Source organism: Bacillus sp. MM2020_4 (assembly GCF_011250555.1).
Lineage (GTDB): Bacteria > Bacillota > Bacilli > Bacillales > Cytobacillaceae > Neobacillus.
This window is the reverse complement of the sequence record NZ_JAANMZ010000014.1, coordinates 1-12,821: the sequence shown is the minus strand read 5'-3', so window position 1 is coordinate 12,821 and position 12,821 is coordinate 1. Positions and strand designations below refer to the sequence as shown.

The following is a 12,821-nucleotide window of genomic DNA, read 5'->3' as shown; positions in this document are numbered from 1 at the left end:
TCAATATTTATCGAGCATTTCCTTGTAATAAGGAGTGCTTTTTTTGTGTCTAAATTGCAGCCTAAGTTGCAAGGGTAATTCCAATAACAATAATATTATCATAAAAATCATTCATTTTTTATTGTAAAACGATAAAATGTGTATTAAAATAAATTGAAAATAATGTAGTGAGGTGCTTTATATGAATCGAGGAACGACCCTCTTTTTAAAAATAGCTGTAATTCTGATTGGAACCCCTGTTCTTGCTTTGGGCATATTTGGCTTGACTTGGTTACCTACTCATCCAGTAAATCCAGATTATGACCATGCACTCTATCCCCTTGTCATCGGGATGTATGTATCAGTGATCCCGTTTTTCGCTGCATTGTATCAGGCTTTTACACTTTTAAGCTATATTGACAAGAACGAAGCTTTCTCAGAATTGTCTGTTATTGCGTTAAAGAAAATCAAATTCTGTGCCATGATCATCAGTGGTTTGTATGTGATCCTTCTGCCATTTGTTTTTCTCGTAGCAGATCTAGATGATGCACCAGGTCTCATCATCGTTGGAATGGTCCCGATCTTTGCTTCCCTGGTCATCGCCGTCTTTGCTGCCGTTCTCCAAAGACTGTTACAAGAGGCAATTGATATAAAATCAGAAAATGACTTAACGGTCTGAGGTGAAGATAATGGCGATAATAATCAATATTGATGTGATGTTGGCTAAACGGAAAATGAGTGTAACAGAACTTTCGGAGCGGGTGGGAATCACCATGGCGAACCTATCTATTTTAAAAAATGGAAAGGCAAAGGCGATTCGTTTATCCACCTTAGAGGCCATTTGTAAGGCGTTAGACTGTCAGCCTGGAGACCTTTTAGAGTACCGAAGTGATGAAGGCAGCTAAGATTACTAGCGGGTCTTTATAAACATTCACCAAGGAGGGATGTACATTGATAAAGAATGTAAGCCTGATAACGGATAAAATAAAGGATTTTTCCTTACAAAATATAGAGTTTATTGATAAATTCGTTTTGAACTTTCAAAATAAGTTGTTTGAAGACCATTGTTATCTCGACATCGATTTTATGATGAAGGATAAAGAAAAACAATACATTGCTTGCTTTCGCTTCTACCACCCTAATAGTATCGATTTTGAAAGTGGAGGAATCTATCATCAATTAACAATCGGGATTTACGATATAGGGGACAGAGGCTGGGAAAATAAGAAATATGAAGTAATCGATTACGAGGATGATACCCTTCACTTCTATTGTACAGACATTGAAATTATTTCGTTAAGAGAAACTCACTATAACATTTAGAAATACCTGCTTGTTATGTCGCGATACAAAACACCACGCGGACGTTGCAGTGAGAAGTGTTAGTAGCACTTCTTTTTTTGTTTGTTTTCAAGCATTTCCTCCGGATGGAGCCAGTCTGAAATTTTTAGCTTAAACATCGAGGTAGAACACGTCTACTTCGATATTTCTGGTAATTTTTCGCCTTAAAATCTAGGTAGAAATCATCTACCTCCCATTAAGGCATATTCCCTATTAAAGGGTTTGTGCAACTACTTCAATAAGAAGTTAATAAACCTCTTTATATTGATACCAGTTTAAATGAAATTCGCAAAATAGAAGTTATCATACAAGAACTTTTAGAATTTGCTAAACCTCAAACATCACGAATGGAAAAAATAGATGTTCCAATCTCTTTTGCAGCACATTCATAAATCAACGTTCATGTAAAAAGATGTGGTTCTGTTTCCATTAAAGTCAGTTTTGTTGACCATGGGTATGGAATTTCAAAGGAAAGAATAAGGGAAATTGGAGAACCTTTTTACAGTACAAAAGAAAAGGGAACAGGTTTAGGTTTAATGATTAGTCATAAAATTGTTCAGGAGCACGGCGGAAGAATTGAAATGAAAAGTGAATTAAATAAAGGAACTACTGTAGAAGTGATCCTACCGATTGGGAATTAGTAGGGGAATATATTTGGTATTTAATGAAGGATCTAATGAACCTTATCATTCTATTATCAAGCATACCTTTGCTGGTGCCTGACACCCATTTCTACATTGACACTATGCTAGAATAGGTTATATAATTATCTTGAATTAAATATAATTATTTCGAGATACTCAGATTAGAGACACTTTCTTTTGTTAGGAATAATTGAATTTCACAGATTTTTACTATAATAACGGGAGTGATAGTAGTATGTTGAGGAAAGTGGAAAGCAAGAATATGGGTGGCAGTAATCTTGGCTGGCTGAAGAGTAAATTCCATTTCTCTTTTGCCGAGTACTATAATCCTAAAAATATTCACTTTGGTGTGTTACGCGTCATCAATGACGATTTAATTGAGTCCCAAAGGGGATTTGGAATGCACCCGCATCAAAATATGGAAATCATCTCGTATGTTGTCAACGGGCACCTTACACATGAAGATAGCATGGGAAATTCCAACACCATTACACGGGGGCAGGTTCAGTATATGAGTGCTGGAACTGGTGTATATCATAGTGAACTGAACAATGGCGAGGACACAGCAAGATTATTACAAATCTGGATTCTGCCTGATCGCAATGGCCATACACCAAATTACGGAGATTATCGCTTTCATCCGGAGGACCGCCATAATCAATGGCTCCATATGGTATCAAGTGTAGACGGAAATGCTCCTATTAAAATTAATCAGGACGCCAATATCTATACATTAGAATTGGATAAAGACCAAGAAATTAGCTTCCCTGTCAAAGTAGGAAGACAAGCCTATCTTGTTCAAATTGAGGGGAATTCAACGATTCATGACATCACCTTAGACGCAAGCGATGCCATGGAAATTGTTGAGGAAAATATCACACTGCATGCAAATGAAACTTCACATGTGTTAATCGTTGAGATGGAAATGGAATGAAGCCCTCTTGCTTCGTTTTTTTAACAATACAGGGGTCAGTCGGGCCGCTTTAAGCAGCCCGAGTGACCCGTGTATTAACTTTTTTATTAAATGTAAACGATCTGTATGTTAGAGCATTCATGCATTCTGGAATTATGTGATAACACCTCCATATGGGTTTCCAATCACCTTTACTTGATTTTTTTCTTAGCTTTATAGACTCTTCTTCCTAGCCAGGCCAATGCTAGTACACTGACTCCGCCGGCTGCCGCTGTCTTTTTCGTATTACTTTGCTTTTCTTCATACTCTTTTAGCCCTAATTTGTAGTAATTTTTGAAAATCACTTGGCCTTTGCTGTATTTTTTAGGTATTTGTAAAGTGTCTCCTGCTTTTCCTAAAGAATAACCCTCATTTTGAATCTTTTCTATTTCTTTATTTGATTCAAATCCTTCTTTATACCATTCTGTAAATTTTTCATTCGTCAGGTTAGGAGTTTTATATTTTAGCATGGTAAAAGCAGCTTCGTATCCTTGCTTTATGTAACTTTCTTTTAACTCGCTTTGCCCTTGTTTATACCCATCTTGATAGGCATTTACATATATCTCCTCGACATCTGTAGGAGGGGATAGAACATCCTTTTTTCCGTCGGCATAACCTAAGCTAGTAAGCTCTTTTTTCTTTGCTTCAACTCGTTCAGATACTGCTTTGTTAAATCCCTCTTCGAAGGCCGCTTTCAGACCTAGATGTGAGGCATATGTTGTAGGAATTTCGATTGTGTCTTGTTTTTGTCCTAAAGAATAGCCCTCATTCGTTGCATTTGTTTTTTCTGCTTCTATTTTTGCCTTTCCTTCATCATATCCCCTTTTATAACCAACAGAGTAGCCAACATTGTAGTCATTGGAGCCAGTTGAAGTGGTCATATTACTTGGTACTTCTTGGTAACCATCTGTAAGGCCAGCGGGATATCCAACTGTTTCTCCCTTTTGGTTGTCTTCTTGCGCTTTTATGTGGGCCTTTTGTTCGGGACTATTGTTAATTAAGGTCCGATCATAGTCGCTTGGAGCTTCACAAGGTATACCGTCATCGACCTGTCCATTACCCCAACCATCAAGATTTTCAGGGTCATTTGTTGCAGAGTACCCTTTAGAATTCCAATAGGCAATCATATCATCGTAAGTGGCAAAGTCTGTACAATCTTTATCATTAATATTGGTACTTTCACTACTAGTACTGGAAGATTTGCTAGATGTGGCACCGCCTCCATTATGATAGTGATATTCTCCTGTACTAAGCCCCCAATTGCCACAATTTGTTCGGCAAGTGTGGCCTCCACTTGAATCCGTTCGCCCTGGATGTGCAGAGGCAAATGTTCCAAACATAAAGGTAAGTAGTAAAGTAAATATAGCCACTTTCTTACTCATTTTTTCCCCCCTTTTTCATCGTAATATTAAAAATAGTAGCGGAAACCGCTACTGTTTTTAATATTACGATGCTGTTTAACTTCATAATACTATTTTCACATATTTTCCATCTCTTAGCAATGGATTTTACCTTATATTGGAATTAATTTAGTGCTAGGAACCCAAAACATGTTTGTTAATGTCCATAGGAATTTGTTTTATGGTTAGAACTATTCCTAATCCATTTACTATCCACTTCAAAAATTCACACTCTATTCCACTAAAAAGCCAGGAGGGTATCATCGCGTATTTGGACATTAATGGCGTTCAGGTTAGAGTAAGGGGCAATGGTCAAAAATAACTCACCCGTTGTAGCAGAATGTGTCAATGTATACGTTCGACCATTAACAGGAAGACTCTTGTTTGCTGCTAGTAAATACATAGTATATAGCTTTGAGGCATGAAACTGGTCCATCTTGATCACCCCTTCATAAACTAGTTTAATTTTTGTCCTAATAGATTCCCCAGTAGAAAAACGGAATAAGGGAAACTTTTTATCAGTAACTGTCCATCGATGAACCCTCCTTTAAACAGGAGGCCATACATGTGTAGCGACTAGGGAATCACAAGGGATATCGCTGTTCCGTTAAAGGGCGCATTATGGTAGAATTGGAAGGTTGTTTCCAGCATTTGTAGAATTGTTTCTTTAATTTGTAGAAAAAGTTTCATTTTTGTAGAAAAACCCTTTTAATTGTAGAATTCCTCGTACATTTTGTAGAATACCTCCCGAATTGCTGTAATCTTTAAGCGTTTCGGTCTTCAGATTGGTAATTTCTTGATTGTGAATCTGGAAATACCTGATAATCGGGATTCTTGTCAACGTAAGATTCTACTTATCTCTTAACCCAGCTCACTATTTTTAGTATAATCCCAATCAAAAGATAAAGAAGCCCATTGCCGACAATAATTAGTCCGATAAACGCAGCGGCTATAGCCCCACCTTCTCCAGTGCTTCCCTGACTATGATCAACCTTCACGAAGACGGCCCCGAGGGAAAACGCAATAATCGGTCCAAGAATCCCGATTATAATCCCTGACCAGAAAAAATGCAGTTTGTTCTTTTTGTATAACTGGATTGCTACGCTATTGAACAACGCAAGTAAGACCAAAATTATCAACCAAATCAATCCATCCACCGGAGTTCCTCCTTGTAATTTGTATTTTTTTTCTAACAACATGGTATAACAAGGTACATTGTTATACAATGTTATTAGGAATATTTGGGGGAGATTTTATGGATAGGGAATTACTGAAAGGGAGTATTGAGATTCTCCTGCTTTCTTTGTTAGTTGAGGGTGACTGTTACGGATATGAAATGACTAAGAAGTTGCGCATTTTAAGCGACGATGCCTACCACATGAATGAGGGTACCTTATATCCGGCTTTAAAACGCTTAGAGAATAAGGAATGTGTGACATCCTACTGGAGCCAGCAGCCGGATGGGACGAGGCGAAAATATTATTCTATAACGGAAACAGGACATAAATTGCTTTCGGAGAAACTCAAGAATTGGAAGCAAATCAATCAGTTAATCGATCGAACGTTAGGGGGGTTAGCATGAACGAGCTTGAGCGTTATCTACAACAAATCTTAGCCGACTTGCCGCAGGAGGAAAGGGAGGAAATGCACGAGGAGTTGTATGCCCATCTCGTGGAGCATATGAACGAGTTAATGAGTAATGGGTATTCTGAAAAGGAGGCTGCACATCAGGTAATCCAATCCTTCGGAAATGAGCAAAGCTTAAATCAGGAACTGAAGCGGGCGATGTTTCCTTGGTTGAAGATTGCTCGTTTTGTCTGGAGCGTCTTCTTTGTTACTGCGTTTTTATGCTTGGTCTCGTATGTTTCAATGGAATTTTACCACCCGGAATTTGCCAATACTCTCCCCGTCGAAAGTGTGGTAGGGGGATTCTTTATCGTTTTGTTTGTGGCTGGGGCAGGGGAAGCAATCTACGAAGGACTTAACCAGCAGTTCAATGTGAAGTGGCTTCGCAACCCGTGGCTGTTGTTTTTTGTTCCCTCTTTAATTGTCGGGGCAATTCAGTCTCAATCATTGATAAACCACCCTGACCAATATCCGGATGGCCTATGGCTTGATTTGTTCGCCATCCCAATCGGGGCGTTTGCCTATCTTTTGGCAAGACAGATTTTTACCTTGCTGTTTTTGAATAAGAATCGACCTAAGAACAAGCGAAGGACGTTGATTCGCTGAAGGGAACTGTTGGATGGTTCAGGGGTTTCGGTGCCAAAGATCATTGATTTTGATAATTTAAGAGATTATCATAAAACACAGAAAATGAACAAATAAAAGAAGTTGGGGTTGCTATTTTTATGAGAACTGATTTGCAAAATGAAAAAGGCAAAAAGCTGTTGATGTCTTTAGGAATCCTTGTTCTTGTGCTGATAATTGCTGCTTTAGCCGTTTATAAGATTCATGCTAATGCTCGTGCGTATGAGTTGAAACAGCAAGAGAAGCAGAAGTATGAAGAAGAACAACTTTCTGAATTAGAAAAGGTGCAAAAGGAAGATGCTAAACGTGCTGAAGAAGAGGCTCTTAAAAAACTTGCAGAACAAGTTGGTTTTATTGACCAGATTGAATATGATACTGGGCTTACTCCAGAATCTACTGAAGTTGACGTAATGAATGTGATGCATAAAATGACGCATCAGAAGGTAAGGGCAGAAAAAAAACTTGGTGCCATTCCAATGGTTGAGGACACGGTTAATCAAGTGGTCGAAGTAGTTTCTAGTAGTAACTTTGTTAATAAAGAGAAAATGCTTGAGATTGCGGAAAATTGGAAGAAGGGCCAGTTCAATTATATTGCCGCTGACCACAATTTCCTTTGGAAACAACAAGAGGGTTCAGTGGGCAGAGCATACGGAGTTCTAGGTTTGGCTGAAGAAAAAGAGTTCGTACAGGAAAACTTCCCGCAATATGTCCAAAAGTAAGCTGATATCTAGGAATACCTCGCTAGCCTTTTTGACTTAGAAAGGTAACTTTTTGTGAATAGTGGCTGGTTCTTCTGCTTCGTGATTTGAGGTTAGTCCTACTGGAGGGACTAACCCCTATTTGGAAGAATACTTCCAATTTTTGTAGAATTGTTTTCCAAATTTGTAGAATTAGTTTCATTTTTGTAGAAAAATCCTTTTAATCGTAGAATTCCTCCTACATTTTGTAGAATTCCTACCGAATCGGTAAAATACTCGATTAAAAAATCAAAAGGTCACAAAATCTCCACATAAAAAATAAAGGTAATCGTATAAAAAACAACGAAATTAACTCTATTATGAAAAAGGAGGGTATCAGTTGTTCGTAAAGCCACTTGAAATACCTAAAAATCTTCTAAAAGCAGAGGTTTTAGAGAAACGGACACCCTTAGAGCACCCTGCATTAGTAAAGTTAATCCCGTATATTAAGAATTTAAAATCCGGTTACAACGGAGAAAAGACCATTAGCTACTATTTAGGTCAAATTCCCACACAAAGATTCTACATTTTCCACGATTTACGCCTTCCCTATGAGGATGCCTTTTTTCAACTGGATTTTTTTCTTTTATCTCCCCAAATCATTATCCTCCTTGACGGCAAAAACCATTCCGGTAAGCTTATTTTTGAAAAGAATCAGATGATCCAAGAGTATATGGATAAGCGGTTAATCTATGAGAATCCTATTTCACAGGCAAATCGCCATCAATTGTTGCTGAAATATTTTTTGAAAAAATATAAATTGCCGCACATTCCGATAGAGTCTCTTGTTGTGGTTAGTAAATCTTCGACCGAAGTGGTGATCAGTCCCGGAAATAGAGAAGTAGAGCAAAAGGTGTATCGGGCGAGCGATGTGCTGGGAAAAATGGATCAACTTTATCAGCAATACAGTAGAGAGTGGGTGGACCATAAAACTTTAGAAAAAATAAAAAAGTTGTTGCTAAAAAAACATACTCCGCTGGATATCAACATGCTTGAGAAGTTTGAGGTAGCCAATTCTGATGTGATAACAGGCGCTCAATGCTCAAAATGCTTATTTATTCCAATGAAATACAAAAGGAAAAATTGGATATGCCCTTTTTGTGGTTTTGTTTCCCAAAATGTACCTATTGGCGATATAAAGGATTATTATTTATTAGGTAACCCGACATTTACCAACGAGGGAATTCGTTCCTTTCTTCATCTTCCATCCTCCAGAGCCACCACCTACTTTTTGTCTACTCTGAATTTCCCCTATACTGGTACAACCAAAGGCCGCATCTACTACCCACCAAAGGGCTTCCTATAACTCGAGTTTGGGGTCGATTCGCTCGTTTGCGACGTTGGGTTTGAGGTAGGAGATAGTTCTTCTAGAGGGACTAACCCGTATTTTTTGATTGATTTGGAAGGTCGTTTCCAATTTTTGTGGAATTGTTTCCCGAATTTGTAGAATAAGTTTTATTTTTGTAGAAAAAGCTTTCCAATTGTAGAATTCCTCCTACTCAAGAGCATAGGCTCACTGTGGAAGAGGTTATCAAGGGTGATTTTTTAGTAGACTCGATTGAACTAATTAGGTTGTTCTTAGAAAATGAACAACCCACTGACAAAGTTTGGTGTCTGGTTAAAGAAAACACACATGCTCCACCATAATCAAAAGAAAAAGAGGTGACAAATTGTCACCTCTACCTCCATTTAATTTTCAACGAATTGAGTTACTACTTTTTGTTCAGATAACTTCACTTCTACTGGATCATCTGCTTGTTTAGCGCGCTTAATGAAGAATGCGAGGATGAGAGCCACACAAGCAATTCCTGCAGAAACAACAAAGGAATCATTAATTCCCTCCAGCATGGCTTTCGTGGCAATTTGTTGCTTCATTTCAGCTAACACAGCTGGGGTGGGTTTCCCTGTTATGTGGTTCATGGCAGCTGCGCCTAGATCCTCCGCATGTGTTTTTGTCCGATTGGTCATGATGGTGACGAGCAGTGCCGAACCAATTGCGCCCGAAACTTGCTGCAATGTACTATTCATGGCTGTTCCGTGCGGATAATACCGCGCTGGTAATTGGTTTAAGCCATTGGTCATAACAGGCATCATGACCATCGACATTCCAAACATACGTGCCGAATATAACAAAATTAAGTGAGAATAAGAGGTGTCCAGTGTCAGCTTACTGAAGAAATAGCTGGTTACAACTGTAATTGTAAGACCGATAATCGCTAAAACACGGCCACCAAACTTATCAAATAATTTTCCCGTAATCGGTGACATGATCCCCATTAAAATAGCACCTGGAAGCATCATCAAGCCCGATTTCATCGGAGAGATCCCGCGTATTGATTGAACATAGATGGGTAAAAGCAGCATCGCTGAAAACATAGCCATCGCAATGACAACTGAAATCGCTGACGATAGGGCAAACATAGGGTATTTATAGATTCTGAATTCCAGCATTGGTTTTTCCAGCTTAAATTGACGTAAGATAAACAGAATTAATGAAATGGCGCCAACGATAATCGTGCCATATACGAGTGGGCTATCCCAGCCCTTATCACCGGCAGAACTAAATCCATAGAGTAAACCGCCAAAGCCAAGACTTGATAACAATAGCGAGAGGAAGTCAAGTCGGATTTCAACTTTTTCTTTCTTATCTTTTAGTAAGAAAATCCCAATGAGTAAAACAATGACAGCAATCGGTGAAACGAAGTGGAATAACATCCGCCAGTCGTAATGCTCAATCATCCAGCCGGATAATGTTGGGCCGACAGCCGGTGCAAAAATAAAGATAAGACCGAAAAGCCCCATCGCTCCGCCCCTTTTTTCAGGTGGAAAGCTTGTTAACATGACGTTCATTAATAGCGGCATCATGATAGCAGATCCTGCCGCTTGGATGAGCCGTGCAACTAACAAGACAGAGAAGACGGTGGAGAATCCTGCAAGAAAGGTTCCCACCGTAAATAAACTTATGGCGGTTAGGAATAACCCTCTAACAGAGTATCTTTGAATTAAAAAGGCAGTGGCTGGAATCATAATTCCATTAACAAGCATATAACCTGTCGAGAGCCATTGTACAGTCGACGCGCCGACATCTAAATCCTTCATGATGGAAGGGAGTGCCACATTTAAGAGTGTTTCGTTTAGCATGGAAATAAAAGCCCCAATCATGAGAATGGCAAGGATCCCATATGGCGGGCGTGCATGAGTTGAATTGATGTTTTCCATTTTTGTCCTCCTTGAACTAATAGTACAACTTTTTGTACCTTAGTTATAGCATCTCACCATAATATCATCAGTACCTCCATTTTGGCAACATAAAAATCCTTCCAATTACAGCAGAACTTAAAATGCTGCAGGATGTAAATATCCCTGCTGATTACCGAAAAAAATAAAAATAACGAAGGGGGGGAGAAGATGTGATATCCAACCTTTCTGTAGTGATGGAACAGCTCTAAATGTCAATCAATTTGTCATGGAATAGCACCTCTGAGGGTACGATCAATTACATCATGGGTCAAAAAATGACCAATCAGATCTAGTCATCAATAGAAAAAAGAAGTAACCGCCCCTCTCAGACCATAGGAATAGGCATGTTACCTCTTTTCAAAAATCGAAACACATTCAATAGGTCAGCCGCTTTTCATGCGGAATAGAATAATGACCGAGAGTTTGATGTACTTAGTCCTTTCTTATATAGAAATCAATATTCGTAGGAGTCAAATAATCAGATGGAAGCAAGTGATGGATCTCTTGGCATTTTTGAACCATTAAAACCACCGTGCTGGAATCCTTTATTCCTGTCTCGTTGTGTCAGTTTGTAAATCAAGACTTAAAAGACTTGTCGGTGACTTGGTATTTATTCGGTATCGCATCATTATATGGCATATTGCTATGTCCATAGCTTCGATGAATCATCATATATAGTACACCAATACCGACTACCACGACTCCTGAAACGAGCACGATATAGTTATCATACCAGGGCGCATCCGGTGTTCTTGGCCAACACATATTGATCATGGCGACGATTCCGTAGATAAGTGCACCAATATTAACAGGCAGTCCCCACTTGCCCAAATGGTATTTGCCACTAGGATTCCATCCTTTTAGTCTAGCCCGAAGTGCAGCAAGAACCACCATTTGGAATCCAATATAAATGCCAAGTGAGGCAAAACTGATGATCTTTGTGAGTGCATCCTCTGACACTTTTGAACCAAGAACAATGATTGCTGGAATAATAGCGGCAAGTAGTAGCGCATATGGTGGGATGTGACGAGCTGATGAAAACTTTTTTAAGAGTCGGCTTCCTACTATCATGTCATCACGTCCATAAGAATAGGCAAGTCTGCTGGCCGCTGCCTGTAAACTGATGGCACATGAAAGGAAAGAAATCAAAACAATCCCTAGTACGACTTTTGCACCAACGGTTCCGAATGCATTCGTTAATATGGTATCAACTGGCGTCATGTCTTTTCCAGCGACCACTGCCGGAATATCAGCAATGGAAAGTACTAAAGCAAGGGTAACAAAAACTGCGGCAGCACCGCCAATGTAAATCGTCCTGCGCATGGCCTTCGGAATCAGTCCACCCGGATCGCGCACTTCTTCTGCCACATCACCACAAGCTTCGAACCCAAAATAGAGAAAGGTTCCAATTAAACTTGCTGCAGCAAAGGCATAAAAGTAGCTATGGCTGCCCGCGGCACCAAAAGAATCAAAGATCACACTTAGACCGTGATGTCTTTGTGTAAGGAGGAGCCAAAAGCCAACTGCAAGCGCACCAATAATCTCAGCCGTAAACCCAATTAATGCTGCTGCCGCAAGAACCTTTGTGCCAAGGAAATTGATGATGGTTGATAGGGCAAGAATGCCCAGTGCACAAATAATGGTTGAGTTCACTGATACTTCAAAACCCAAAACCTGTGCCAGAAATGGTCCGGCTCCATATACGACACTGGCAATCGTGACAAACAAAGCGATTAAATATACCCAACCCGTCATCCACGCGTATTTCCTCCCCCATAATCTTCGGGCCCAAGGATAAACTCCTCCCGCAACAGGGAATTGTGCAACAACTTCACTAAAGACAAGTGCGACTAGTAATTGTCCGAGACCACAGATGATCAGGCCCCAAATCATGGGCGGTCCGCCTTGCGCAAGTGCGTAAGCAAATAATGTGTAAACACCTACTACAGGGGAAAGATAGGTGAACCCAAGGGAAAAGTTTGCCCATAGACTCATGTCACGGCGAAATTCAGATTCATAGCCAAGCGCCGCCAGTTGTGAAGTATCACTATCAACGTGTTCTACTGTAGTTCCACCTACTGTCTTGTTTTGATTTTCTTGCATATTTGAGCCTCCTTAATATAGTAGATATATTCTTATATGCAAGTACCATACCAATCTCCAATTGTAGTAATATTCAGTGAATTAAACCTAGATAGAAGGAGAGTGATATTCAATTTTGAATATCCTATTCAATCATGAATAAATTATTAAGATTTCCCATATTTTATGCTGGCCC

General features: G+C 39.4%; 14 protein-coding genes. 9 read left to right on the top strand and 5 right to left on the bottom strand.

Features of this window, described 5'->3' with window-relative positions; all coding sequences use genetic code 11:
• Positions 1–181 precede the first annotated feature (181 nt).
• The 5 genes from G6554_RS11185 to G6554_RS11165 all read left to right on the top strand — a co-directional run bounded on the left by G6554_RS11185 (position 182) and on the right by G6554_RS11165 (position 2,898).
• A complete protein-coding gene (locus tag G6554_RS11185; protein ID WP_166241782.1) occupies positions 182–658 on the top strand; it encodes a DUF2975 domain-containing protein in 477 nt (158 codons plus the stop codon).
• A gap of 10 nt (positions 659–668) precedes the next feature.
• Entirely contained in the window at positions 669–884 is a 216-nt protein-coding gene (locus tag G6554_RS11180) for a helix-turn-helix domain-containing protein (RefSeq protein ID WP_166241780.1), read from the top strand.
• A gap of 46 nt (positions 885–930) precedes the next feature.
• Positions 931–1,302, top strand: coding sequence for a hypothetical protein (locus tag G6554_RS11175; RefSeq protein ID WP_166241778.1), 372 nt, complete (start codon positions 931–933; stop codon positions 1,300–1,302).
• A 410-nt stretch (positions 1,303–1,712) separates the two neighbouring features.
• On the top strand, positions 1,713–1,961 hold the full coding sequence (locus tag G6554_RS11170; RefSeq protein WP_166241900.1) for an ATP-binding protein: 249 nt from the start codon (positions 1,713–1,715) through the stop codon (positions 1,959–1,961).
• Between the two features lie 238 nt (positions 1,962–2,199).
• Positions 2,200–2,898: a pirin family protein gene (locus G6554_RS11165; RefSeq protein ID WP_166241776.1), complete on the top strand. Its 699-nt coding sequence runs from the start codon at positions 2,200–2,202 to the stop codon at positions 2,896–2,898.
• 170 nt (positions 2,899–3,068) lie between these two features.
• On the opposite strand, the gene G6554_RS11160 is transcribed toward G6554_RS11165, so the two are convergent.
• From G6554_RS11160 to G6554_RS11150, 3 genes are all read right to left on the bottom strand, one after another.
• Positions 3,069–4,298 (bottom strand): YHYH domain-containing protein, encoded by a 1,230-nt coding sequence (locus G6554_RS11160; protein ID WP_166241774.1) that lies wholly within the window; start codon positions 4,296–4,298, stop codon positions 3,069–3,071.
• 259 nt (positions 4,299–4,557) lie between these two features.
• The gene (locus tag G6554_RS11155; protein ID WP_166241772.1) at positions 4,558–4,752 is read right to left on the bottom strand and encodes a staygreen family protein; all 195 of its coding nucleotides are present in this window, start codon (positions 4,750–4,752) and stop codon (positions 4,558–4,560) included.
• 418 nt (positions 4,753–5,170) lie between these two features.
• Positions 5,171–5,473 (bottom strand): ABC transporter permease, encoded by a 303-nt coding sequence (locus G6554_RS11150; RefSeq protein ID WP_347564295.1) that lies wholly within the window; start codon positions 5,471–5,473, stop codon positions 5,171–5,173.
• Between the two features lie 98 nt (positions 5,474–5,571).
• On the opposite strand from G6554_RS11150, the gene G6554_RS11145 reads away from it, so the two are divergent.
• From G6554_RS11145 to G6554_RS11130, 4 genes are all read left to right on the top strand, one after another.
• Entirely contained in the window at positions 5,572–5,898 is a 327-nt protein-coding gene (locus tag G6554_RS11145) for a PadR family transcriptional regulator (protein WP_166241768.1), read from the top strand.
• Entirely contained in the window at positions 5,895–6,548 is a 654-nt protein-coding gene (locus G6554_RS11140; RefSeq protein WP_166241766.1) for a permease prefix domain 1-containing protein, read from the top strand. The genes G6554_RS11145 and G6554_RS11140 overlap by 4 nt, the downstream gene beginning before the upstream one ends.
• A gap of 119 nt (positions 6,549–6,667) precedes the next feature.
• Complete coding sequence (locus G6554_RS11135; protein ID WP_166241764.1) at positions 6,668–7,285, top strand: DUF6241 domain-containing protein; 618 nt, start codon at positions 6,668–6,670, stop codon at positions 7,283–7,285.
• Positions 7,286–7,643: 358 nt separating this feature from the next.
• Entirely contained in the window at positions 7,644–8,609 is a 966-nt protein-coding gene (locus G6554_RS11130; RefSeq protein WP_166241761.1) for a nuclease-related domain-containing protein, read from the top strand.
• Between the two features lie 383 nt (positions 8,610–8,992).
• Here the strand turns inward: G6554_RS11130 and G6554_RS11125 are convergent, their stop codons facing one another.
• A complete protein-coding gene (locus tag G6554_RS11125; RefSeq protein ID WP_166241759.1) occupies positions 8,993–10,522 on the bottom strand; it encodes a DHA2 family efflux MFS transporter permease subunit in 1,530 nt (509 codons plus the stop codon).
• 597 nt (positions 10,523–11,119) lie between these two features.
• Entirely contained in the window at positions 11,120–12,646 is a 1,527-nt protein-coding gene (locus tag G6554_RS11120) for an APC family permease (RefSeq protein WP_166241757.1), read from the bottom strand.
• Positions 12,647–12,821: the final 175 nt, after the last annotated feature.

Coding starts and splice junctions, on each gene's coding strand:
- G6554_RS11135 (WP_166241764.1), top strand. CDS start 6,668: ATGAGAACTGATTTGCAAAATGAAAAAGGCAAAAAGCTGTTGATGTCT.
- G6554_RS11140 (WP_166241766.1), top strand. CDS start 5,895: ATGAACGAGCTTGAGCGTTATCTACAACAAATCTTAGCCGACTTGCCG.
- G6554_RS11180 (WP_166241780.1), top strand. CDS start 669: ATGGCGATAATAATCAATATTGATGTGATGTTGGCTAAACGGAAAATG.
- G6554_RS11155 (WP_166241772.1), bottom strand. CDS start 4,752: ATGGACCAGTTTCATGCCTCAAAGCTATATACTATGTATTTACTAGCA.
- G6554_RS11120 (WP_166241757.1), bottom strand. CDS start 12,646: ATGCAAGAAAATCAAAACAAGACAGTAGGTGGAACTACAGTAGAACAC.
- G6554_RS11160 (WP_166241774.1), bottom strand. CDS start 4,298: ATGAGTAAGAAAGTGGCTATATTTACTTTACTACTTACCTTTATGTTT.
- G6554_RS11165 (WP_166241776.1), top strand. CDS start 2,200: ATGTTGAGGAAAGTGGAAAGCAAGAATATGGGTGGCAGTAATCTTGGC.
- G6554_RS11185 (WP_166241782.1), top strand. CDS start 182: ATGAATCGAGGAACGACCCTCTTTTTAAAAATAGCTGTAATTCTGATT.
- G6554_RS11145 (WP_166241768.1), top strand. CDS start 5,572: ATGGATAGGGAATTACTGAAAGGGAGTATTGAGATTCTCCTGCTTTCT.
- G6554_RS11125 (WP_166241759.1), bottom strand. CDS start 10,522: ATGGAAAACATCAATTCAACTCATGCACGCCCGCCATATGGGATCCTT.